This is a genomic window from Actinomadura syzygii (assembly GCF_008085905.1).
Lineage (GTDB): Bacteria > Actinomycetota > Actinomycetes > Streptosporangiales > Streptosporangiaceae > Spirillospora > Spirillospora syzygii.
The window spans coordinates 334,778-358,780 of sequence record NZ_VSFF01000005.1 but is presented as its reverse complement, the minus strand read 5'-3'; the positions used below and the strand labels follow the sequence as shown (position 1 = coordinate 358,780).

At 71.1% G+C, this 24,003-nt stretch carries 17 protein-coding genes and 1 pseudogene; 6 read left to right on the top strand and 12 right to left on the bottom strand.

The window, feature by feature from the left end:
• Nucleotides 1-10 precede the first annotated feature (10 nt).
• Together FXF65_RS14250 and FXF65_RS43725 are read right to left on the bottom strand one after the other, a co-directional pair.
• Nucleotides 11-6,457: a type I polyketide synthase gene (locus FXF65_RS14250; protein WP_148350382.1), complete on the bottom strand. Its 6,447-nt coding sequence runs from the start codon at nt 6,455-6,457 to the stop codon at nt 11-13.
• 59 nt (nt 6,458-6,516) lie between these two features.
• Nucleotides 6,517-6,843, bottom strand: a complete 327-nt coding sequence (locus FXF65_RS43725; RefSeq protein WP_187412312.1) for a hypothetical protein — start codon at nt 6,841-6,843, stop codon at nt 6,517-6,519.
• Here FXF65_RS43725 and FXF65_RS14245 point away from each other — a divergent pair.
• The 3 genes and pseudogenes from FXF65_RS14245 (at nt 6,752) to FXF65_RS45855 (ending at nt 9,543) form a co-directional block, all read left to right on the top strand.
• Entirely contained in the window at nt 6,752-8,302 is a 1,551-nt protein-coding gene (locus FXF65_RS14245) for an MFS transporter (RefSeq protein WP_148350381.1), read from the top strand. The genes FXF65_RS43725 and FXF65_RS14245 overlap by 92 nt on opposite strands.
• 8 nt (nt 8,303-8,310) lie before the next feature.
• Nucleotides 8,311-8,727 (top strand): annotated as a pseudogene (locus tag FXF65_RS45860) (glycosyltransferase); the annotation flags it as partial.
• 75 nt (nt 8,728-8,802) lie between these two features.
• Nucleotides 8,803-9,543, top strand: a complete 741-nt coding sequence (locus FXF65_RS45855; protein WP_281288910.1) for a glycosyltransferase — start codon at nt 8,803-8,805, stop codon at nt 9,541-9,543.
• Between the two features lies 1 nt (nt 9,544).
• On the opposite strand, the gene FXF65_RS14235 is transcribed toward FXF65_RS45855, so the two are convergent.
• From FXF65_RS14235 to FXF65_RS14220, 4 genes are all read right to left on the bottom strand, one after another.
• Complete coding sequence (locus FXF65_RS14235; RefSeq protein ID WP_148350380.1) at nt 9,545-11,971, bottom strand: MMPL family transporter; 2,427 nt, start codon at nt 11,969-11,971, stop codon at nt 9,545-9,547.
• A gap of 30 nt (nt 11,972-12,001) precedes the next feature.
• Nucleotides 12,002-13,798: a fatty acyl-AMP ligase gene (locus FXF65_RS14230; RefSeq protein ID WP_148350379.1), complete on the bottom strand. Its 1,797-nt coding sequence runs from the start codon at nt 13,796-13,798 to the stop codon at nt 12,002-12,004.
• Between the two features lie 267 nt (nt 13,799-14,065).
• Nucleotides 14,066-14,308 carry a TFIIB-type zinc ribbon-containing protein gene (locus tag FXF65_RS14225; RefSeq protein WP_148350378.1) on the bottom strand — a complete coding sequence of 81 codons (243 nt, stop codon included), beginning with the start codon at nt 14,306-14,308 and terminating at the stop codon, nt 14,066-14,068.
• A 157-nt stretch (nt 14,309-14,465) separates the two neighbouring features.
• Nucleotides 14,466-14,981 (bottom strand): hypothetical protein, encoded by a 516-nt coding sequence (locus FXF65_RS14220; RefSeq protein ID WP_148350377.1) that lies wholly within the window; start codon nt 14,979-14,981, stop codon nt 14,466-14,468.
• Between the two features lie 205 nt (nt 14,982-15,186).
• Between FXF65_RS14220 and FXF65_RS14215 the strand changes: the two genes are divergently transcribed.
• Both FXF65_RS14215 and FXF65_RS14210 read left to right on the top strand, forming a co-directional pair.
• Complete coding sequence (locus FXF65_RS14215; protein ID WP_148350376.1) at nt 15,187-15,672, top strand: hypothetical protein; 486 nt, start codon at nt 15,187-15,189, stop codon at nt 15,670-15,672.
• Nucleotides 15,673-16,282: 610 nt separating this feature from the next.
• Nucleotides 16,283-17,029, top strand: a complete 747-nt coding sequence (locus tag FXF65_RS14210) for an IclR family transcriptional regulator (protein WP_281288908.1) — start codon at nt 16,283-16,285, stop codon at nt 17,027-17,029.
• A 72-nt stretch (nt 17,030-17,101) separates the two neighbouring features.
• Here the strand turns inward: FXF65_RS14210 and FXF65_RS14205 are convergent, their stop codons facing one another.
• The gene (locus tag FXF65_RS14205; protein WP_148350375.1) at nt 17,102-17,464 is read right to left on the bottom strand and encodes a YkvA family protein; all 363 of its coding nucleotides are present in this window, start codon (nt 17,462-17,464) and stop codon (nt 17,102-17,104) included.
• A gap of 358 nt (nt 17,465-17,822) precedes the next feature.
• Between FXF65_RS14205 and FXF65_RS14200 the strand changes: the two genes are divergently transcribed.
• Nucleotides 17,823-18,818 carry a hypothetical protein gene (locus tag FXF65_RS14200; RefSeq protein ID WP_187412282.1) on the top strand — a complete coding sequence of 332 codons (996 nt, stop codon included), beginning with the start codon at nt 17,823-17,825 and terminating at the stop codon, nt 18,816-18,818.
• Nucleotides 18,819-18,880: 62 nt separating this feature from the next.
• Here the strand turns inward: FXF65_RS14200 and FXF65_RS14195 are convergent, their stop codons facing one another.
• The 5 genes from FXF65_RS14195 to FXF65_RS14175 all read right to left on the bottom strand — a co-directional run bounded on the left by FXF65_RS14195 (nt 18,881) and on the right by FXF65_RS14175 (nt 23,886).
• The gene (locus FXF65_RS14195) at nt 18,881-19,510 is read right to left on the bottom strand and encodes a septal ring lytic transglycosylase RlpA family protein (RefSeq protein WP_148350374.1); all 630 of its coding nucleotides are present in this window, start codon (nt 19,508-19,510) and stop codon (nt 18,881-18,883) included.
• A gap of 478 nt (nt 19,511-19,988) precedes the next feature.
• The gene (locus FXF65_RS14190) at nt 19,989-21,044 is read right to left on the bottom strand and encodes a hypothetical protein (RefSeq protein ID WP_148350373.1); all 1,056 of its coding nucleotides are present in this window, start codon (nt 21,042-21,044) and stop codon (nt 19,989-19,991) included.
• 284 nt (nt 21,045-21,328) lie between these two features.
• Nucleotides 21,329-22,435, bottom strand: a complete 1,107-nt coding sequence (locus FXF65_RS14185; RefSeq protein ID WP_148350372.1) for a ferritin-like domain-containing protein — start codon at nt 22,433-22,435, stop codon at nt 21,329-21,331.
• 170 nt (nt 22,436-22,605) lie between these two features.
• Nucleotides 22,606-23,214 (bottom strand): LURP-one-related family protein, encoded by a 609-nt coding sequence (locus FXF65_RS14180; protein ID WP_246198616.1) that lies wholly within the window; start codon nt 23,212-23,214, stop codon nt 22,606-22,608.
• Nucleotides 23,215-23,262: 48 nt separating this feature from the next.
• Nucleotides 23,263-23,886 (bottom strand): TetR/AcrR family transcriptional regulator, encoded by a 624-nt coding sequence (locus FXF65_RS14175; protein WP_148350371.1) that lies wholly within the window; start codon nt 23,884-23,886, stop codon nt 23,263-23,265.
• Nucleotides 23,887-24,003: the final 117 nt, after the last annotated feature.

Sequence of the window (24,003 nt, the reverse complement as noted above, 5' to 3'; positions counted from 1 at the left end):
GGACGGGCCCTCAGCGGGCCGGGGTGCGGACGGCGGCGCTCTCCCGCCGTCCGGCGAGCCGGGCCTCCAGGTGCGCGGCGAGCGCGCCGACGCCCGGCGGGTCGAGCAGGTTGAGGTGGTGCGCGCCGGGGATCGGGACGATCTCCAGGTCCGCGCAGAACTCGCCGAAACCGTTGGTCCCGTCGAGTACATAGCGGGCGTCACGGACGGCCCAGGGGGTCTCCTCGGGCGCGTGGTAGAGGATGACGCGGCCGTCGTACGGGCCGGGCCGGTATGCCTCCAGCGATCGGGTGTCCTGGTGGGACGTGAGCTGGTGGGTGAGGGCGGCCGGCGGGATGTGGTCGACCAGGGGGGCGGCGCGCTCCATGACCAGCGCGAACTGCGCCTCCTCCGACAGCCCGGACAGCTCCTCGTACGTCAGCGAGACGGCGAGGCCGTACGTCTCGTTGACGTAGTCGGCGAACGCGGCGAACCGGCGGGCGAGGGTGTCGGACTCGTCCGCGACCGGCAGCGGCAGGCCCGCGTCGAACAGCGCGACGAACTCGACCTCGCGCCCCCGCGCCCGCAGCTGCCGGGCCGCCTCGTAGGCGAGGACGCCGCCGAACGACCAGCCGCCGAGCCGGAACGCGCCCGCCGGCTGCGCTTCCAGGAGATGCCGGACGTACCGGGCGGCGCGCTCCTCGACGGGCGGCGCGTCCTCGAACCGTTCCAGGCCGTAGACGGGCTGGTCGGCGCCGAGCAGGTCGACGAGCTGCCGGTAGCAGGCCGTGGTGCCGCCCGCCGGGTGCGCGACGAAGATCGGACGGCGCGTCCCGGACGGTCTCAGCGGACGGACCGTCTGCCGCGCCGCCTCCTCGTCCGCGGCCCTGATGTATTCGGCGACGTTCTCCGCGGTCGGCGCCCCGAACAGCTCGCCCCGGGTGACCTCGCCGCCGATCTCGGCCGTGACCAGCGCGACGACCCGGTCGGCCTGGTGGTCGCCGCCGCCGAGATCGGCGAAGAAGTCGGCGGTGACGCTGACGCGGTCGAGCCCGAGCACGTCCTCGAACACGCGGACCGCGAGCCGTTCGGCCGCGTCGCGCGGCATGACGTATCCGCTCTCGGCGTTCGCCGCGGCCACCGGCGTGGACGCTTCGGCGAGGCCCAGTTCACCGGCCGCCCATTCCTCGAAGGCGTTGACGCTCGCGCCCTGGAGCAGCACGGACGCGGGAACCGTCAGCCCGAGGTCGTGCTCGACGCCGCTCTTGATCCGGACGGCGACCAGCGAGTCGAGCCCGAGGTCGGTGAGCGGGACGGCGGGGTCGAGCCGCTCCGGATCGAACCCGAGGACGGCCGCGATCCGCCGCCTGACCTGCGCGGCGATCATCGCGCGGGCGGTGGCGGGGTCGGCGTCCCCGAGCGCGTCGACGCCGGGCCAGTCGTCGGCGGCGAGCCCGTCGGCCGCCTCGGTCAGTGCGGCGAAGTACGGCATGGCGCGGATCTCGGGGAACAGTTCGACCGCCGTCCGCGGGTCGAAGCGCAGCACGCCGGTCGCGGGCCCGCCGTGCGCGAGCAGCGCCTCCAGCGCCTCGGCGCCCTCGTCCGGGCTGATCGGGTCGATGACCGCGACCGGCGTCTCCGCCGCCCCGCCGACCCGCGACCAGGTCCCCCAGTTGATCGTGGTCCCGGGACGTCCCGAGGCGCGGCGGAACGCCGTCAGCGCGTCGAGCGCGGCGTTCGCGGCCGCGTAGGCGGCCTGGCCGGGCGAGCCGAGCAGCGCCGCGGCGGACGAATGCGTGACGAACCAGTCGAGATCGGCGTCCCAGACGGCCTCGCTGAGCCGCCGCGCGCCCTCGACCTTCGCCGTCCACACCCTGTGGAGATCGTCGCGGCCGAGGTCGGCGATCAACCGGTCGTCGATCGCTCCGGCGCCGTGCAGGACCCCGCACAGCCGCGCGCCGCCCTCCCGCGCGGCCTCGACCAGCCGCTCCGCCGTGCCGGGACGCGCGATGTCCCCGAGGACGACGGCGACGTCCACGCCGTCGCCGCGCAGCCCGGCGATCACCTTCTCGGCGTCGGCGCCGGGCCCGCTCCGCCCGGACAGGACGATGCGCCCCGCGCCGCGCTCCGCGAGCAGCCGCGCCGTGACCAGCCCGATCCCGCCGTACCCGCCGGTGATCACATACGCGCCGCCCCGCCGGACGATCCGCCTCTTCCCGCGCTTCGCGGGCTGTTCGGCTGGGACGCTTCGTGCGAGACGGGCCACGTGGCGGGTGCCGCCGCGCCAGGCGACCTCGCGGGCGGCGTCGTCCCGGACGAGTTCGGCCACCAGATCGCCGGGGCGGTCGACGTCCACATGGGTCGCCCGCTGGACGCTCCGTTCAAACGCGAGCACGCGGGTCAGCGCGCTGATGAAGCCCTGGCCCGGCTCCCCCGGCTCGCCGTCGCGCACGGCGACGGCGGCGCGGGTCGCGACGTAGAGGCGCGGACCGTCCGGGAGTGAACGGCTCACCTCCGCGACGGTCAGCACCAGGTCCTCATCGACCAGATCAGCCGCCGGAACGACGAGCACACCCTCGACCGGGTGTTCGCCGTCCACGCTCGGGTGCGCGTCAGGGGTGAGCCGGTGCCGGACGACGCTCTTCCCGCGCCCCTCCAGCCCGGCCGCGACCGCAGCGGCCAGCGCGTCATCGTCGTCGGACAGCACCAGCCAGAGCCCGCCCTCATCGACCGCGCCATCCGGCGGGAGAGGGGTTTCGTCCCAGACGAGTTCGACCAGTTTGTCGGCGAACGGCACGGGGATGTCGTGGCGCTCAACACGACGCAACACGATCCCGGACGCTTCGGCGAGGGCCTGGCCGTCCGCCGCCACCAGCAGCACCGAGCCCGTCATCCCGTCATCGCCCTCGACCACGGTCGCGTGGACGTGCCCGCCGCGATGCGTCGGCCCGTAGACGCGCAGAGTGCCGATGCTCTCGGCCAGCCACACCCCACCCGCGACGGCCGCCGCCTCGTCCGCCAGGACGGACAGGCACCGGTCGAACACCTCGGGATGCAGCCGGTAATGGCGGCTCCCCCGGCCGGCACCCGCGACCTCGGTGGCCGCGCCGCTCCCAGAAAGGGACGAAGCGTCGCGGTGGTCTTCGCCGACGTCGGCGCTCGCGAGGCGCGTCCAACTACCCGCCGGGGTCAGCGCGTGGACCTCCAGCCGCTGCTCCGCTTCGGCGAACGTCGTCGTCACGGTGGTGTGTTCGGCGAGCGCGAGCGGACGCTCCATCCACAGGCCGTTGACGCGGACGTCCTCGGTGCCGAGCGCGACGGCTGCGGCGGTGAGCGCCAGCTCCGCGAACGCGGCGACGGGCAACACATGCAACCCGTGGACGGTCACGTCGTTCAGCCACGGCTGGACGGCGAGCCCGGCGTCCGCGCGCCAGGCGTGCCGGTCCTCGCCGGGGAGTTCGACGTGCGCGCCGAGCAGCGGATGCTCGTCCTTGGCACGGCCCCCGCGCGCGGGCAGGTCGACCCAGTGCCGCTCGTGCCGCCACGGCGACGGCGGGACGTCGACGATCCGTCCGTCGAAAGGCCCGGCGACCGCGTGGCCGTGCGCGGCCAGGGTGGCGAGCTGCGCGTGGAAGGCCAGCGTGTCGTCGGTCTCCTGGCCCTTGGGGGCGCGTTTGAGCGTGTAGGTGACGAGCGCCCCCGTCCCCTCCAGGGTCTCCGCGATCGCGGGGGCCAGGATGGGATGCGCGTTGACCTCGATGAACGTCCGGAACCCGTCGTCAGCGGCAGCCGCCACCGCGTCCGCCAACCGGACGGGATTCCGCAGGTTCGCCACCCAGTACTCGGCGTCCAGCCTCCCGGAAGAGGCGCGGGGATCGTCCAGCGCGGTCGTGTACAACGTGATGTCGTCGGCGAGCGGGTCGCCAGGCTCAACGCCGACACCGGAGAGAAGGTCGCGCAGCTCAGGGAGGAGCGGGTCGACCTGGGGCGAATGCCCGGCACCCTCGGCCTGGACCAGGCGGGCGAGCCGCCCCTCGCTTTCGGCGCGTTCCACGATCTCCGCGATCTGGCCCGCATCCCCGGTGACGACGGTCTGCCTCGGTGACGAGTGGACGGCCGCATGCACCTCGGGCAGCCCGGCCGCGAGGCGCGCGACCTCGTCCGCCGACCCGCCGAGGACGGCCATCGCGCCGCCGCCGACCAGCCGCGTCAGCAGCTCCGACCGCCGGCAGATGACGCGGACGCCGTCCTCCAGGGTGATCGCTCCCGCCACGACGGCCGCCGCGACCTCGCCCATCGAATGCCCGATGACCGCGCCCGGCGTCACGCCGTAGGACGTCCACATGCGGGCGAGGCCGATCTGGATCGCGAACAGCACCGGCATCGTGCCGGCCGGTCCGTCCGGCTTGCGGCCCTCTTCGATCAGCGCCCACAGGTCGGGGCCGCCCTCCGCGGCGAACAGCGGGTCCAGGTCGTCGATGGCCTCGGCGAACGCGGGCTCCTCCTCCAGCAGCCGCCGCGCCATGCCCGCGCGCTGCGCCCCGTACCCGGAGAACACCCACACCGGACGACCCGGAGCACCCAGCGCCGTACCGCTCACCACACCGGGATGGGGTCGCCCCTCCGCCAATGCGGTCAGTCCGTCGATAAGCCCTGCCTCGTCCCTGGCCGCGATGGCGGCGCGGGCCCGTCCACGGCCACCGCGCCGGTGCAGGGTGAGGGCGAGGTCAGCAAGCTCGACTTCTTTACCCGGTAGCCAGCCGGCGAGCAGGGCCGCGTGGTCGCGAACACGGTCGTCGCTCGCATCGGCCAGAGGGAACGTCCGCACGACCGCAGGTTGAACGGCCCGATCCAGCGCGGGCGCCTTCTCCAGAAGGACGTGCGCGTTCGTCCCGCCGAACCCGAACCCGGACACCCCAGCGCGCGCGGGACGACCCCGCTCAGGCCACGGCGTCTCGTCCGCGACGACCGCGAGCCCAAGTTCCTCGAACGGAATGTGCGGGTTGGGCTCCTTGTAATGCGCGCTAGGCGGGATCACCCCGTGGTGCAGCGCGAGGACGGTCTTGATGAGCCCCGCCATCCCCGCCGCCGACTCCAGGTGCCCCAGGTTCGACTTGACGGAGCCGAGCAGCAGCGGCTCGCCGGGATCGCGTCCCATGCCGAGGACGTCGCCGACCGCCTTCGCCTCGATCGGGTCGCCGAGCAGCGTGCCCGTCCCGTGCGCCTCGACGTAGTCGACCTCGCGCGGGTCGACGCCCGCGCCCGCGTACACGTCCCGGAGCAGAGCGCGCTGCGCGTCGGAGTTCGGCGCGACGAGCCCGTTGGAGCGCCCGTCGGAGTTGACGCCGGAACCGCGGATGACGGCGAGGACGCGGTCGCCGTCGCGCAGCGCGTCCGGCAGCCGCTTCAACACGACCGCGCCGCAGCCCTCCGCGCGGACCATCCCGTCGGCGGCCGCGTCGAACGCCTTGCAGCGGCCGTCGGACGCCGTCCCGCCCGCGAGGTCGAACGTCATCGTGACGGTCGGCGAGAGCAGGACGTTCACGCCGCCCGCGAGCGCCACGTCGGCCTCGCCGCCGCGCAGCGCCTGGACGGCGAGGTGCGTGGAGACCAGCGACGACGAGCACGCCGTGTCGACGATCATGCTGGGGCCGCGCAGGTCGAGCAGGTACGACAGCCGGTTCGCGACGATGCCAAGCGCCGCGCCGGTCGCCGTGAACGGTTCGAGGGACGCGAGGTCGGACGCGGTGAGCGCGGCGTACTCCGGCGCGGACACGCCGACGAACACGCCGGTGCGGGTGCCGCGCAGCGACGCGGGCGCGATCCCGGCGTGCTCGAACGCCTCCCACGCGACCTCCAGGACGAGCCGCTGCTGCGGGTCCATGACCGCCGCCTCGCGCGGCGTGACGCCGAAGAACCGGGCGTCGAACCCGGCGACGTCGTCGAGGAACCCGCCGAGCCGCGTCGTGTCCGCGAGCAGGTCGCCGACCTCGGGCGAGCCGTCGTCGAACGGGTCCCAGCGGCCGTCCGGCACCTCGCGGACCGCGTCGCCGCGACCGGTGAGGAAGCGCCAGAACTCGCCGGGGCCGGTCAGGTCGCGGTCGCCGCCGGGGAAACGGAGCCCGACCCCGACGACGGCGATCGGCTCGTCGCCCGCCGTCTCCCGGCGCGGCTCAGGGGCCGCGGCGGGGCCGCCGGCCAGCGCCGCCGACAGCTTGTTGATCGTGGGGTGCTCCCAGACGAGGGTGGCCGGGAGGGCACGGCCGAGCAACTGCTCCAACTCGCCCGCGATCGCGACCGCGTCCCGGGAGGCCAGCCCGAACTCCTCCAGCGGACGGTCGGCGTCGACCTCGGCGGCGGGCGTCCCGGAGCGGCGCGCGATCTGCTCGATCAGGTGCCGCCGAACCGCTTCCGCACCGATCCGGGGGTCGTCGCGGACGTTCTCCCGCGCCGCTCCGGAACGATCATTGCTCTGCATGCGGTGGGCTCCCCCAAATGAACCGGGATCGTTCAGCGAAGCGGAGGGACCACTTTGTCCTACGGCGCCGCGCCCACGATGCGCATCCAGCCCACTTTTCTCCCCGGTTCCTTGTCACGGTGATGACAAGACTCCGGCGTGTCCATTGTGGCCTGATGGGACAGTTGAGCCGCTGCGGCCCGGGAGTCAGGGCCGAGTAACGAGATACCAACCAATAGTAACAATAGCGACGACAGGGTATAGGGAGAAGCGGCGGATTTCCCGGCGCCGGCGGGACGCACGCCGCACGCAGAGGTGACCCGGGGCCGATACCGATGGGCGCTGACGGTGGTGGCCGTCAGCGCATTCATGATCACCATGGACAACACGGTGGTCGCGAACGCCATGCCCACGATCATGAGCGACCTGGACATGTCCAACTCCGCCAAGGACTGGGTCGCCACCGGCTACATCCTCACCTTCTCCTGCCTGATGATCGCGGGCGGACGGCTCACCGACGTGTACGGCTGCCGCGCCGCCTTCGTCTCCGGAATGGTCGTCTTCACGGCCGCGTCCGCCGTCTGCGGCCTGGCCCCCGACGCCACGACGCTGATCCTCGCGCGGGTCGTCCAGGGCGCGGGCGCGGCGCTCGCCCTGCCCGCCACGCAGGTCATGGTCACCGTCGGACGCACCGACGGGCAGCGCTCGCTCGGCACGATCGTCTGGGTCGGCGCGGCGTCCAGCGCCATCGCGCTCGGCCCCGCGATCGGCGGGCTCATCGTCCAGCAGTGGAGCTGGGGCTGGATCTTCCTGATCAACATCGTGCCGGGCGCGCTGGTCGTGCTGCTCGGCCTCGCCGTCCTCACCGGGAAGGGCGAGAACCGGGACGCCCGCGTCGACCTGCCCGGCGTGCTGATCTCCGCGACGATGCTGTTCGCGTTCACCTACGGGCTGGAGTCGGCGAACCGGTACGGCTGGGGCGACCCGTCCGTGCTGAGCGTGTTCGCCCTCGCCGGCATCGCGCTGGCGTGCTTCGCCTTGGTGGAGGGCTGGGCGGTCGATCCGATGATCGACCTGCGGTTCTTCCGGAACCGGGTGTTCACCGGCGGGCTGGTCTCGCAGATGCTGTACGGCATCGGCTTCAACGGGATGATCTTCTATTCGGCGACGTTCCTGCAGCGTTTCCTCGGTTTCTCGCCGCCCAGGGCGGGGCTGGTCATGCTGCCGCCGTCCATCGCGATCATGGTGATGACGCCCGTCGCGTTCTGGCTGGCGGCGAAGCTCGGGCCGCGTCCGGCCATCGGCGGCGGCCTCGCGCTGATGGCGTTCGGCATGTTCCTGTTCTCCACGATCCAGCGCGGCGACGGGTACGCCGACCTCATGCCCGGCGTCATGATCGTCGGGGTGGGCGCGGCGATGGGCATGCCACTCGTGATGTACGTGCTCAAGGCCGTCCCGGAGCACCAGGCCGGGGTGGCGAGCGGCATCATCAACGTGGTCCGCGAGGCGTCGGGCGCGTTCGGCATCGCGATCGTCGGGCTGCTCATCCACCACGTCCCCGAGCGGGGCGCGTCGCCCGCCGAACTGGAGACGTTCCGGGACGGGACGGCGGCCGGGCTCGTCCTCGGCGCCGCGCTGGTCCTGATCGGCGGGCTGGTCAGCGGCCTGACCCTGCCGAGCCGCCGCGGCTGGGCCGGACCCAGGCACGGCAGGAACGCCCCGATCGCCGCCGAGCGTCCGGCACGGCACGGGCGCCCGGCGCGGCACGGGCGTCCGGCGCCGCCGGAGGGGTGGTACGAGCCGTATGTCCCGGACGATGTGCCGGTGGACGTGCCGCGGGTCGAGCCGCGTAGTGATGCCTGGTAGGAGGTCGTGTGAGCAGAGTCGTGATCTTCGCGGCGGGGTCGCGGGGGGACCTCCAGCCCTGCGTCGCGCTCGGCCGCGCCCTGCGGCGGCGCGGGGACGAGGTGCGGCTCGTGGCGAGCGCGCGGTACGCGCCCATGGTGCTCGCGGCGGGATTGGAATTGGCCGCCTTGACTGCCGATCCGATGGAGATCCTCGAATCGGACGCCGGTCAGGAGTTGCTCGCGGGCGGCCGCAACCCGGTGAAGTTCCTGGGGGGATTCCGGCGGATTCTAGGGCCTATGGCCGAACGACTGCTGGCCGAGTGTTCGGACGCCTGTAAGGGCGCGGATCTGATTCTCGGGCCCACGCTCGGTTTCCTTCCTCGGCATATCGGGGAACATCTCGGGATTCCATGGGCGCTGATTCACTTTCAGCCGAGTCGGCCCACGGCGGCGTTTCCGCACCCGTTCGTGCCACAGGCCCGGATGTTTGGGCCTTGGGCCAATCGGGGCAGTTTCCTGTTGGTCGATCAAATCGCGTGGCAGCTGTCGCGGCCGTTCATCAATCCGTGGCGGGACGAGTCGCTGGGGCTGCGGCGGCTGCCCCTCTGGGGCGGCCGGACGGGCGGCGCGCCGGTGCTGGCGTGCTACAGCCCGTCCGTGGTTCCGAGGCCGAAGGACTGGCCACCCGAGGTGAGCCTGACCGGGTACTGGTTCCTCGATGAGCCCGAGTGGGAACCCCCGGTCGAGCTGACGGAGTTCCTGGAGGCCGGGCCCGCGCCGGTGTACGTCGGGTTCGGGAGCATGGTGCCCGAGGACGCCGAGATGACCCGGCTGGTCGTCCGGACGGCGCTGCGGCTGGCCGGGGTGCGCGGCATCGTGCACGGCGATCCGGCCACGTCGGACGAGCACGTGCTGGCCGTCCGCGACCTTCCGCATTCGTGGCTGTTCCCGAGGACGGCGGCCGTCGTGCACCACGGCGGCGCCGGGACGACGGCGGCCGGGCTGCGGGCCGGGACACCGACGGTGGTGTGCCCGTTCTTCGGCGACCAGCCGTACTGGGGCGAGCGGGTCGCGTCGCTTGGGGTCGGTCCGGCGCCGCTGCCGTTCCGGTCGATGACGGTGCCTCGGCTCGCGGCCGGGATCCGGCGGGCCGTCCGGGACGAGGAGACGGCCGAGCGTGCGGACGACCTCGGACGCCGCATCCGGGACGAGGACGGCGTCGGCCGGGCGTTGGAGATCATCGATTCGCTCCTCCGCTGACCTACGGTTCGTCCGTTTCCTCGCCCCAGCGCCAGCCCGAGCCGTCCGGGTTCGGGACGATCGCCCGCCTGACCGCGTCCTGTGCCGGCGGGGGCTCCGGCGGGCCGTCCGCCCAAGGAGTCCATGGGACGTCGCCGCCGTTGGACTGCTCAGGTGTGGTCGGAGCTTTTTCCCAGTTCAGGGCGTATGAGAAGGGCGGTTCGTCCGGCGACGGCGGAGGGACGGCCGGGGTGGGTGGCGCGCTGCGTTCGCGCAGGTCCATCCGGGCGTGCAGACCGGCGAGGAACCCCGGCAGCCACCAGTTCGCGGCGCCCATGAACCGCATGGTGGCCGGGACGAGCAGCGAGCGGACGAGCGCGGCGTCCACCACGACGGCGACGAACATGCCGACGCCGATGAGCTTCACGACGGTGATGCCCGCCATGCTGAACGCCGCGATGACGACGAGGAAGAGCAGGGCGGCACTGGTGATGATGCTGCCGGTGTGCTGCATGCCGGACGCGACCGCGGCACGGTTGTCATGCGTGCGGTCCCATTCCTCACGGATGCGGCTTAGCAGGAAGACCTCGTAGTCCATGGACAGGCCGAACACCACGGCGAGGATCAGAATCATGCTGGTCGCCTCGACCCCACCCGTGGGGGTGAAGTCGAGGATTCCCGCCAGGTGCCCGTACTGGAACCCCCAGACGATCGCGCCGAACGAGGCGCCGATCGACAGGATGTTCATGGCAATCGCCTTCAGCGGTAGGAAAAGCGACCCGAAGAACATGAAGAGCAAGACGAAGGTGGCCACGCCCACGACGAGCGCCATCTTCGGCAGGGTGCGCATCAGGCTGGACATCAGGTCCATCTGCGCGGCGGTACTGCCGCCGACGTCGACGTGCATGGGGTAGCCGTCCTTGGACAGGCTCATCCCTCTGATCCGGGTGACGAGGTCCTGGGCGCGCTGGTCCATCGGCTCGTATTTGTGCGTGACGGAGATGCGCACCCCGCCGTACGTACCGGAATAGCCCGTGAACTGGGCCTCGGTCACACCGGGCAGGGCGGCCAACTGCTTCCTGAACTGCTCCAGGTAGGGCGGGATGGGGTCGCCCTTACCGGTCGGCATCCAGTTGCGCGGGATGAGGTCCCCCGACACGACGACGTCGATGGGTTCCGCGGATCCGTTGGGGAAGTCACGCTTGACCGTCTCCACCACGGCCCGGGTCGGACTGTCCTTGGGGAGGACGCGCGCGTCCACACTCCCGAACTGGACGTTGAGGAACGGCCCGAACATCACGGCGAGGATGACGAGCACAACAGCGAAGTAGGGCAGCGGATGCTTCATCACGCTGTGCCCGAGGCGGTACCAGAAGCCGCTGTCGGGGTCGCGCCGCGCGCGCTTGGCCGAAGGCCGCCGCCAGGGCATGCGGCCGAATTCCACGCGCGGGCCTAGGAGCGCCAGCAGCGTGGGTAGAAGAACGGTCGCTCCGAACACGGCGACCATGACGGTGGCGATGCCCGCGAGGCCGATCGTCCTGAGGAACATCTGCGGGAAGAGCAGCAGCCCGCCGAGGGCGGCCGACACGGTGATTCCACTGACGAGGATGGTGCGTCCCGCAGTGGCCATGGTGGCGGAGAGAGCGTCCTCCGCGGTGGCACCGCGACCCAGTTCTTCACGGAAACGGCTGATGATGAACAACGAGTAGTCGATGGCGAGGCCGACACCCATCATCGTGACGACTTCCAAGGCGAAGGACGTCACGTCCGCGGCGTAGGTGACGACGTGCAGGACCGCGAGCCCGCCGACCATCGAGAACAACGCCACCACCATGGGCAACAGCGAGGCGGTCAGCGCACCGAACAGGACGACGAGCAGGATGAGCAGCGGCAGGGCGGTGATGGCTTCGGCGCGCACGATGTCGGTGACGACCTGCTGCCCGAACTCCTCACCCAGCGGGACGTTGCCGCCGTACTGGACGTGGAGCCCCGGCGCGGCCAGCCGCTCCTTGATGGCGTGGTAGTTCTTGATCTTGGTCGCGCCGTCCTCGCCCCGCAGCTTCACCGCGACGAACGTCGAACGCCGGTCGTGGGACGCGAACGAATGTGCTTCCTTGCCGTCGAACGACCAGTACGAGATGACTTCCTCGACATCGGTCTTCGGCAGGCGCCCGATGGCGCTGGTGACGCTGGCCTTGTAGCGCTTGTCGTCCACCGTCGTGGTGTCGCTTCTGTAGAGCACCAGGACGTCGGGGTTCGTACTGCCGAAGTAGGTGGCGCCGAGCTTGGCGACGAGGGTGGACGAGGCGTCCGGGTCCTCGAAGCCGCCCTCCTTGAACTTGGCGAACACGCCGAGGCCCCACGCCCCGGCGAGCGCCGTCGTGACCAGGATCAGGACGAGGACGGCCCAGCGTCGCCGGTGGATGAGACGCCCCAGCCCCGAAAGCATGTTCCTCCTGTGTCGGCCCGTCCTGCGTCGTTACCGGCGGGATGCGAGACGAGCCTCGGTCGTGGCCAGGCGGCCGTCAAGGTAGCGCCGCCTGGTGGCCGCGCGTGCGATCTTTCCGCTGGACGTCCGGGACACGCCGCCCGGTTCGATCAGCACGAACTCGTGCACGCTCATCTCGTGCTCGACGTTGATGGCGCCCCGCACCGACGTCTCCACCTCGTGCACGTCCACACGTCCGAGGGGGACGCGACGGTTCCGCTCTGCGACGACCACCAGTTGCTCTGTCTCGGCCCCAGGGAGCGCGAACGCGGCGACGTGATCGGACCGGATCGCCGGGTGGGCCTCCTGCACGGTGACTTCGATGTCCTGCGGATAGTGGTTGCGACCGTCCACGATGATGAGGTCCTTGATGCGGCCGGTCACGTACAGGTCGCCCTCGAAGACGACCCCGTAGTCGCCGGTTTTCATCCAAGGCCCGGACGGCAGTTCCCCAGGCTCGGACAGTTCGCCGCCGAAGGTGTCCTGGCTGCGTTCTGAGTTGCGCCAGTAGCCGTGCGCGGTGTTCGGGCCGTGTACCCAGATCTCGCCTACGCCGCCGTCCGGTTGCTCGGTGCGGGTCTCCGGATCGACTATCGCGACGATCTGCCCGGACGGCCGTCCGCACGACACCAGCGTGGTGGCCCGCTCCGCGTTCTCGTCGCACAAGTGCAGTTCGCCTTGGGTGAGGGCGTCCCGATCTACCGAAATGGCCCTCGGCGGGACGTCCTCCGCAGCGGCGGTGACGAAAACGGTCGCCTCCGCCAGCCCGTACCCAGGCGCCTGTGCGCCCGGACGCAGCCCGACCGACGCGAACGCGTCCGCGAACATCGAAAGCGTGGACGTGCGGATCGGTTCGGCACCGTTCAGGCACGTCGTCAACCCGGACAGGTCGAGTTCCGCGATCCGCTCCGGCTTGGCCTGCGACGCGACGTACTCGTACGCGAAGTTCGGCCCCGCCGTGTAGACGTTCTTGCCCGGACGCCCGGCGATGAGCTCCAGCCACCGCATCGGGTTCATGATGAACGAAACGGGGTCGGTGAAGATGGCGTGGTCACCGTGCACCAGCGGCAACGCCATGGTCGCAATGAGCCCCATGTCATGGAAGAGGGGCAGCCAGCTCACCAACTCGGGGTTCGGCTTCTCCGGAGCCCACCCCGACCAGAGCTGCATGGCGTTCGCCGTCACGTTCCCATGGGTGATCTCCACCCCGGCGGGACGGCGCGTAGAGCCCGACGTGTACTGCAAGTACGCCAGGTCGTCGAAAGCGACGGGTTCGCTCTCCCAGCGTCCGGCCAGGGTGAGGTCGACCTCCTCCGCGAACAGGATTTCCTTCGGCTGCGGGACGTCGTGGTCGGCCAGGAACTTCTCGACGTGGGGCAGTGCGTTCCGTGTCGTGACGATGACGGCGGGCTCCGCGTCGGTGTATGCGCCGATGAGCCGGTCGGCATGTCCGGGCAGGTCGGGAGAGAACAGCGGGACGGCGACGACGTGGGCGTGCATGGCGCCGAGCATCGCCATCATGTATTCGAGGGTCTGCGGCAGGAGCAGCGCGGCCCGTTCGCCCGGCCCGGTGACCTGCCGCAGGGCGACGGCCGTCGCCCGCGCACGCCGGTCCGTCTCGGCCCACGACAACGTGACATGGACGCCGGACGGGTTCACCGAATAGTCGACGAAGGTGTAGGCCGGGTCGTCAGGCCTCTCCCGTGACCACCGCGCGACCCGTTCGATCAGCGGGGTGCGGCCGGAGGCTCCGGGGAGGAGGTCGGGAAGCAGCGAGCCCAGTGCCATTGATCATTCTCCCGAGGGGACGGGCCGGCCGGGGAGCGGGCGGGCGCCGGACGGCGAGCGCGGCGCGTCCGCCGGGCGCCCCGGACCGGCGCCCCCGGCGACCGGCGACGCCCGTCAAGCTACCGGATGGTAGTCAGGACGCGGTATCGGCCGCCGGTCACATTCGGCAATGCCCGGTTTGTCACCCCCGTGACAAGAGAATTGCCGTTCGACACCGGTTTAACGCCGGGGCGCACCGGCCGTCACCGACCGTGCCCGGAACCGTCGTCAGAGGGAGAAGATCTGCTGCATGATCCCCCTGCGGTGCCGCCCCTGGTACGACGTCTCCGGGTTGACCTCGACCGGAAGCTCGGCGAGGTAGCGGCTTTCCGCGTCGATCAACTGCTCCAGCTCGCCACGGTCGAGAAAGACGCCCTTGCATCCCGGGCATTCCTCGATCACGACCCCGTGCCGTTCATGGGTGTCGAACTTTGATTCGCACTTCGGACACTGCAGCGTCGTGTTTGACATACCGGATCCCCTGTCCGTCACGGCAGCGTTTACCGTCAGCGGGTCAGCTTACTGACAGGAGGGCCGATTCGGGGACAATCGTCATCGGATTTCGGGCTGCCCCGAACCCGCGCGCCGCCGTTCCGATCGTCGTCCGATCAGGTGCGGAGCGCGGCCGTCAGCCCGCCGCCGGGCCGTCCCCGCCGCCCGTGCGGGGCGCAGCGCCCATGCGTTCGAGCGCGATCCTGCGTCGCCAGAGCGCCACACAGGCCGCACCCCAGAGCAACGCGACCTCGGCCACGAGCGCTATGCCGATGACGACGGCCCAGTCGGTCTCGTCGTCCTCGTTCGCGCCCACCGGGGACATCAGCGTCATCCGGCTCTCCCCGGCCCCCTCCGCCTGACGCGGATCGGTCCCCGCCAGCGACGGCAGGACGATGCCGTTCGGCGGCGGCGGCAGCGACGGCGCGGCGGGCATCGCGGGCGCGGTCGGGAAGGGAGGCGCCTCCGGCATCGACGGCGCGGGCGCCCCATGGGCGGTCTCGTTCCCGTCCGTCCCAGCCGCTCCGTAGGGCCACGGGTTGTCGACGCACCCAGTGTGCTTCTTGCACACCTTCACCGTGGGCGTCCCGGAGTTCTTCTCGCCGTGGGGCGCGCGGGTCTTCCGAGGCGACGGCTTCGCGCCTTCGACCACGGGGGGCTCGGGCTGCGTTTCGTCGCCCCAACCTGGGTCGTGGGTGGGCTGCCCATCAGAACCGGCCTGACCGCGCGGTTTCGGCACACCTGCACTGGGTGTGCCCTCGTGGCAGGGTCTCTTTGTCACGCCGCTCTTGCACGACTTGCCGGAGGACGACGGCTGATCCAACGAGGGCTTCAGCGAGAGTGAGGGCTGGTCTGGAGTGTTCAACGAGCCGCGTGGGCTTGGCGTAGCGCCATTCGACGTCCCGGCCGAACACGGCGTCTTGCACGGCTTGGCATGCGGGAAGGAACCGCGCGGCCTCGGCTTGCCGCCGCTCGGTGTTTCAGTGGCGCAGGACCTCTCACAAGAAGCGGTCGGGCTCGGACCGGGTGCACTCGCTGTTGAACAGGCTTTGTCTCTTGCGCATGCAGGCGAAGACGTGCCGTTCCTCGGGCTCGGCCTGACGCTGCCGGACTTACTCGTCTGGCAAGGAGAGTCGTCGACCGGACTGTTCCGGCAGGGCCCGCGCTTCGGGCTCTTGTGGCCCATCGGGCCCGTGCTCTTCGGGCTCGTGCTCTTCGGGCTCGTGCTCTTCGGGCTCTTCGGGCCCGGACGGGCGTTCACCGCACCGGACCCCGTGCCAGGGAAACCGACCACCGCGCGGATCGTCCGGCGCGGTGTGTTGGCGGCGCTCCCGATCGCGTAGACGTTGAGCGGCCGCGCCGACGGTCCGGTGATGGCGGAGCTCGGAACCCGGACGGTCCCCGCCCGCGTGACCTGCGTCCTGCCGAGAGCCCCCAGTTCGCATCGCACTTGCTGTCCGTACTGGGCGCATCCAGACGAGTACGCGGCCCACTCCATCGGACGGTCGGCCATCAACTGCAGCACCACGCCGCGCGCCGTCCCACCGTCGGCACGCAGCCGGACGGTGTACGTCAACGGGTAGGACGCCCCGGACCCGCTGCCACCGGCGGTCGTGATGTCCATGACCAGCCGCACGTCCTGCGGACGGTTCGCCGCGGCCCCGGCGGCGGGACCGGCGAGCGCGAGCGACGGCACCGTGATGGCGCCACCGGCCGCGATCGCACACCAGCGTGTTCTTCGGCGCGACGTTCGCACCCCGTCCCCCTAGCGTCTCTGCTCTGTCGTTGTTCCTGCCGGGGGGCGGCGGAAGTGCGCCGTCTACCGACAGTTATAGCCCCGTCACGGCCGCGAGTAACGTCCATCACCCCGTGGAGGCGATTTCTTTCGCACAGCGAAATCGATCCTCCGTAGAATCGGGTGGATCGGGGGGATCTTGAGGAGAGGAGACGCCGGTGGCGGAGGCCGTGCGGTCGCTGGAGCGGGCGTTCGAGCTGCTGGAGCATCTGGCGGACGCGGGCGGCGAGATGGCGCTGTCGGAGCTGACGGAGGTCTCCGGCCTGCCGATGCCGACGATCTACCGGCTGATGCGGACGCTGGTGAACCAGGGCTACGTGCGCCAGGAGCCGTCCAAGCGGTACGCGCTCGGGCCGCGGCTCGTCCGGCTCGGCGAGGGCGCGGGGCGGCTGCTCGGCACGTGGGCGCGTCCGGTGCTGGCCCGGCTCGTGGACGAGGTCGGCGAGACGGCGAACATGGCCGTCCTGGAGGGCGACCGTGCCGTGTACGTGGCGCAGGCGCCGTCCAAGCACTCCATGCGGATGTTCACCGAAGTGGGACGGCGCGTCCAGCCGCACTGCACGGGTGTCGGCAAGGCGCTGCTGTCGCAACTGCCAGACCAGAAGGTCCGCGAGATCCTCGACCGTACGGGCATGGACGCGCACACCCCGAAAACCCTCACCGACCCGGACGCGCTGCTCAAGGAACTGGAACTCATCCGGGAGCAGGGCTACGCGCTGGACGACGAGGAACAAGAAATCGGTGTCCGCTGCGTGGCCGTACCTCTGCACGGTGCACCGGCGCTTACCGCGATATCCGTGTCGGGACCGTCCGGGCGGATGACGCGGGAGGCCGTCCCCAACGTCGTGCCCATCATGCGGGACGCCGCCGCCCGCTTCGCCAAGGAACTGAGCCCGCCCACCTAGACACCGCGGGCCAAAGCGAAAGGCGAGACCAGTACGCCTACTGGTCTCGCCTTCGCTTCAACGAGGATGGGGTCAGTCGATCGGTTCGCCTACGACGACCCTGGGACGTCCACCGCGCTCCCAGGTGACGAAGTCACCGGCGGACTTCACCAACACGGCGAGCATCCAGAGCGCGAGACCCGTGTCGTCGGCGATGCCCGCGATGGGGATCACGTCGGGGATGGCGTCGATCGGGGAGATGATGTAGACGAGGCCCAGGGCGAGCAGTCCGAGCGTCCCGTGGGACATGCCCTTGTACCGCCCGCGTAGGACCGACTTCACCATGCGGGGCACCGCCCGCACGCGCTCCCAGAGACCGGGAGCGTCCGGTTGCAGGGTCTCGGCGTAGATCTGCCAGGCCTGTCCGGCAGCCGCCGCGCTTCGCTTCCTGTTCACGAGCACTCCTCAACGGAACGTTCATGAGGGCGCGCCCCCGCGGCGCCCACGACTTCTTACGACGCGGCAAGTGCCGGATTTGTTCCGTCGCATCCGGCATGCGGTTGATGTCACAGGTCACCCGCACGACCCGGCACCGGAAAGATCGCCAACACGCCCGAACGGCATGCACACGAGCATGCGATCTGCGTCACCTGAGGTGAGTTCTTCATCACTCTTCCGGGGGACTGACGGCGATTCACGGCGTGTTGCCTGGCGTCCACTGCCAGCATGGGGCAACGCGGGGCCGCGGGGGAGCGCCGCCTCTCCCGGCACGACCGGCATCGCCCGTCGAGCATCGCAGGAGCTGAAGTACCGAATGAGCGGCGACGATCACAACCATCCCGTCCACGGAACCGCCGCGGGCGACGCCTACGTCGCGCTGCCGCCGACCGCCGTCGACGCGGCGCCGTCCGGCCCGGTCCGGCTGCTCGTGGCCTGGCCCGGATTCGACCCGCCCCGCACGGCGAGCGCGCTGGCCGCGGCGATGCCGATGACCGGCGTGCCGGTGTGGCGCGTCTACCTCGACCTGCCCGGACGGGCTTCCGGGCAGCCGTCCGCCGGGCTCGGCTCCGGCGCGATCCTGGAGACGGCGACGATCGAGGCGTACTGCGCGGCGGTCGAGGGCGCCGCCGAGCGCCTTCCGGACATTCTCGCGGACGTCCGCCAGCGGCTCGGGATCCCGGACGGCCCCGTCGCGCTGGCGGGGTTCAGCGCGGGCGGCGCCGCCGCGCTGCTGGCCGCGGCCCGCGGCGCCGTCCCGGTGACCTCGCTCGCGCTCGTCGCGCCCGTCGTCGCGCCGGCGCGGGCCGCGCGGGCGGTGGAGAAGCGGTCCGGCCGCGACCGGTCCTGGACGGAGCAGGCCGCCGCCCTCGCCGACCGCCTCGACCTCGGCGCCGCGGCCGCCGCCCTCGCCGGACGCGAGATCGCGACCCTCCTCATCGGCGGCGCCAAGGACAGGGTCGTCCCCGCGCGGGAGATCACGTCCCTGCGCGACGTGCTGCGCCGCCACGAGACGGGGCCGGTCGAGTCCGCCACGTTCCGCATGGGGCACGCGCTGGCGGCCGAGCCGGGCACGGAGGCCCGCCCGCCGATCACCGAGGCGGTCCGGGTGGACGGCGTCCTCACCGACTGGTTCCGCGACCGCCTCGCGCTGCCCGAGGCGGGCGCCGAGCCGGGCGCGGAGGCGCGTCCGGCGCAGGACGGGCACGGCGCCTGGTCAAGCGCCACTTCGGCCGACCCGCCGACCGGCGAGGTCCCGGCGGTCGGATCGGATTCCACGGCGGCGATCAGCGGCGCCGGTCACCCGCACTGATCCCCTCCCCACCCGGTGGGCATGCTCGGACACCCGCCGGGCGGGGAGGTGACAATATTCGGTCAGTCGCGCGACAGAACCTGGTACCGGACGGGGATCACGCCCGATCCGGTGCCGCCGACCTTCTGCATCGCGGCCTTGGACAGGTCCAGGCAGCGTCCGCCCGCGTACGGGCCGCGATCGTTGATCCGGACGATGACCGACCGCCCGTTGTTCTTGTTGGTCACGCGCACTTTGGTGCCCATCGGCAGCGTCTTGTGCGCGGCGGTCAGCTCGCTGGGGTCGAATGACTCGCCGCTGGCGGTCATCTGCCCCTCCCAGTAATAGGACGCCTGGCACGTGCCGGACCGGACGACCTTGTATTGCTGCTTCTTCTTGGGTGCGGCCAATTCGGCGGCCGTGCTGTCGGGCTCGGACTTGGCTGGCTTCGTCTTCTTCGGAGCCGGAGACGACGATGACGGTTCCGGTTCCGGAGACCGCGGCCCGCCCCGGCTCGCCCGGGAAGGCTCGGCCCGCGGCTCGTCTCCCAGCGATGTCGGCGGCACCGCCTGCGCGGCGGCGGCGGAGTTCGCCGGACGGTCGGTCTTGACCAGGACGAACGCCCCCACCGCGAGAACGGCGGCGGCTGCGCCCGAGACGATCAGTACGGCGCGCAGGCGCGCGCGAAGAAGACGTCGAACAGGGCTACCCACAGAGGAGTCCTTTGTTAGGGGACAGGACCCCGGACGCCCGGCATGTTCGCGGCGTGTTCAGGCGACCTTTCGCGTCCCCGAATCCCCCACCGCCCGCGGGTTCGTCGACCCGCCTCCGCGCCGATCATCAAGGCGCTCCGCTTCATCGCGGTTCAGGCGTCCGGCAGGTGCGGCGGAAGGCATCTTCTGTTAGGCATCTTCACTTCGGTCACTGACGACGCCGCACAAGTCCATGACCGTACGTTGCGTCCCGCGTGAATCAAGCCGCAGGGCCCTGGTTTGTGGGGTTTGTCACCTCACCTTTTGCCCTGCGAAGCTGATCCACTTCGGACAGTGACCATTTTAGTAGATCAACTTTACTGGCCGTATAGGCGCGATCACGGGCATATAACAAGCACCTTGCGGCAAGCGAAAGGGGCGTTCCCGGCGACCGTGAAGGCCGGGAACGCCCCGTTTCGGGTGATCGGGTGGAGTCCGGTCAGCGGACCCCGGGAAGGCCGCGCACCGTGATCCCGGTGGCGGCGTCCGTCAGGGACAGCGGGCCGCCGTCCGACTTCCCGGCGCGGCCGTGCGGCCGCAGCACCCCGCCCACGCCGGCGCCGCCGGCGGACTGGGTGACGGCGTTGCCGACCCCGTTGACCACGCCGTTCGCCTGGCCGAGGACGTCGCCGTGCCGCGGCTTGCGGCGGGGCCGGGGCCGCGGGTGCGGCCGCGCGATCCGGTTCGTGGACGGGGACAGCGCCGAGCCGAGCCGCAGCCCGCCGGGGTTCACGCCGCCGAGCGCGGACACGGCGTTCGGCACCGGCACGGGCAGGCTCAGCGGCGACCCGGCGCGGCGCTCGCTTCGGGACGTCCCGGCGCCGCGCCGGCCCGGCAGCGACTTCACGCCCGGGAGCCCGCCGAGGCGGCTGGCGTTCAGCTTGCCGCCGACCTTGCCCGCGTCCTTGAGCAACGCGTTCGAGACGCGGGTGACCGGGTCGGCCGGGGCGGGCTTGCGGGGCGTCGCCGCGCGGCGGCCCGCGGCGATGCAGTGGCCCTGCGGAACCCCCTTCAACGACCCCTTCGCGGCGGACGGCAGCGAGGTACGCGGGAGCTGCGCTCCCGTGCGCTTCTTGACGACCTTGCGCGGGCTCAGCATGCACGGCCGACCGGACACCGAGCCCAGCCCCGGCGCACTCGACGTCGAACGCAGGCCCGGCGCGTTGGACGCGGACCGGCGACCTGGCGTGGCGGACCCGGAACCCGGGCTCGGCGTCCTGGACGCGGCGCGGAGGGCGCGGTCGACTGCGCCGGTGACCTGCTGGGCGGTGCGTCCGGCGGGGCCGGTCACCTGGGCGGGGAGCGGAGCGGTGGCGGGCGCGGCGGCGGGCGCGGCGGCCTGGAGCAGCGTGGTGGACGGTCCGGCCGGCGCGGGCGGCGCGGCCTCCGCGACGGCGGCGACCGGGGCGGCGGCGATCGCGGCGACCGCGACGGCGGGTGCGAGGACGGGTGCGAGGACGGAGACGCTGAGCAGGCTTCTGGCGGGTCGCTTCATTCTTTTTCCCCCGGGGTTCGGATTGGTGCGGCACGTGCGGTGCGCGCCTGCGCGGCTCTCATTTCCGGCGCACCGTCGACGGGGGACGCTAGTACAGACCGAAGGCCCGCACCGTCGATTGAAGAAGCGATTGGCAAACGCGGGATAGATCTACTTCAAGACAGGCGGCAATTACCCCGAGACGCGAAGCGGGGCACCCCGGAAGGGCGCCCCGGTTTCGGACGTCGACCGCTCCGAACGGGCCGGGCGGGACGGGTCGGGCGGGACGGGTCGGTCGGGACCGGCTATTCGCCCGTCCCGAGGGTGATGGCCTCGCCGACCTCGTCCTTGCGCGCGGCGAGCTCGGCCGCGTAGCGCTCCTCGTCGACCTTTTCGGCGATCTCCTCGTCCTGCTTCATGAGCACTTCGAGATCGGCCTTGGCGTTGCCGAGGACGCCCATGTCCGCGTACGCGGCCTGCACCTTGTCGCCCCAGAGTCCCACGTCCCGGACGCACGGGACGATCCGGCTGAACAGCAGCGACTGGTACAGCGAATACATTTCCGAGTTGTCGACGAATTCCATGCACTTCTCGACGGGCAGGTCGAGCTGTTCGAAGACCTCGCGCCCCTTGAAACGGTCGCGCATCAGATAGCAGCCCTCGACGACGAACTCCTCGCGCTCGCCGCGCTCCTTTTCGGTGAGCTCGGCGTAGTAGTCCTTGAGCGCCAGCCGTCCGAACGCGACGTGCCGCGCCTCGTCCTGCATGACATACGCGAGCAACTGCTTGACCAGCGGGTTCGTCGACATGTCGCGGTACAGGCCGAACGCGGCGAGGGCGAGGCCCTCGATCAGCACCTGCATGCCGAGGTAGGGCAGGTCCCAGCGGCTGTCCTCGAGCGACTCGGCGAGCAGCTTCGCGAGGTCCTGGTTGATGGGGTAGTACATGCCGATCTTCTCGTGCACGAACTTCGTGTAGAGCTCGACATGCCGCGCCTCGTCCATCGTCTGGGTGGCGGCGTAGAACTTGGAGTCGAGGTCCGGGACGGTCTGGACGATGCGCGCCGACACGTTCAGCGCGCCCTGCTCACCGTGCAGGAACTGGCTGAACAGCCACGAGCCCTGGTGTCGTCCGAACTCGTCGCGCTCCTTCTGCGACATCTTCTCCCAGATGTCGGAGCCGAAGAGGGGGTTGAAGTTCTCCGGCAGGCCCGCGATGTTGACCGGGTCGACCTCGAGACTCCAGTCGATGCGCTTCTGCGCGTCCCACTGCTTGTCCTTGCCCTTCTGGTACAGGTTCAGCAGCCGGTCGCGTCCGTCGTCGTACTCCCAGGTGAAGCGGGTGTCCCCCGCCATGGGGACGTTCCACGTGTCCGTCGGGACAGGCGTGGAGTAGAGGTCGAAGGAACTCACGGATGACCCTCCTCCGGGCGTGCCGCCGCACGAACGCGACGCGGACGTGCACCGCCCAACGGCTTTACATACCTTCGTAACATGTAAACCCGCGTGAGGCCAGGCCCATAGCCGCAAGCACGGCGGAACGCCCCGGCCCGCGAACAGGCCGCGAACGGGCCGGGGACGGGTCAGCGGGACTGGAGGGCGTCCAGGGCGACGGCCTGCGCGATGACGAGGCGCCGGTCCACGCGCGGGTCGTTGATCTCGACGACGTAGCGGTCGCGGAAGCCGAACTTCTTGTCGACGGAGAAGGCGACCTGGTCGCCCGCGTAGAAGTCGAAGTGGTACGGCCAGGCGAAGGGGAGCGAGTCCACGTACGGGATGAACTGCCAGACGCGGCGCAGCATCGCGACGAACTTGTTGCGCTCGCTGCCGGTCGTCACGCCCAGGCCGGGCTGCTCCAGGTGCCAGGTGGAGGCGAGCAGGGACTTCTTGAAGTCCTTGCGGAAGACGCCGATGGGCTTCCCGTCCCCGTCGGTGACGTCGTACGCGGACGCGAGGTCGATGCGCTTGCGCGCCTTGAACCCGAGGATCGGAAGGGTCTTGGTGTCGTCCGCGTACAGGGTCACCTGCTCCTTGAACGCGAGGCGCTTCTGCTGCGCGAACGCGAGCAGTTCGCCCTCGCCCCCGCCGGGGGTCTCGGCATGCACCTCGTACTGGTTCACCATCAGGCGCAACCGCTGACGGATCAGCAGCCTGTTCTGCGTCTGGAGCCGTGCGTCGTCCAGCGAACTCACCCGTTCTGTAGCGTTTCGCGGAGTCTGCCACAGAAGGCGAGCGGTGGGTCAGGACTCCTCGATATGCGCGGCGAGGTAGCCGTGGATCAGGCGCTCCGCCTCGGAGACGATCAGCGGATCGCCGTCCGGGTCGCGGCGGAAGGCCATCTTGAGCACGGCGTCGCCCGCCTCCACCGCGATGGCGAGCGCGATGGCGAGACCGGGGGTGTCCTGGATGTCGAACGTCTCGACGATCATCCGGCGGAGCCGGCCGGCGACCACCGCGTTGTTGTCGGCGTCGGAGTCGAGCAGGTGGATATCGGCGACGTCGCCGAACCGCAGCACGCGGAACCCAGGGACCGTGCGGTGCATCGCGACGAAGATCTCGATGATCGCGCCGACCGTGTCGGACCAGTCGTCGAAGTCGCCGTCGGCCAGCCGCGTCGAGATCCGCTCGCCGAACTCCTCCAGGTTGCGCAGCGCGAGGGCCTGCGCGACGGCGCGCTTGTCGGGGAAGAACTGGTACACCGAGCCGATGGCCACGTCGGCGCGCTGGGCGATGCGCGTCGTGGTGAGGCCGTCGTAGCCGTCCTCGTCGAGGATGTCGGCGCAGGCGTCGAGCATCCGCTGGACGCGTTCGGCACTGCGGCGCTGGGCGGGACGGCGGCGGAGCGGGGTCCGGATCTCGGTCACCCGACCATTGTCACCCGAACGCGACGCCGCCGGGCATGGACGGCGTCACCGCCGCCACCCCGAGGCCACGGGAGTCTTCCGTGCGCACCACCCGAACACCTAATATCCGAAAGTAAT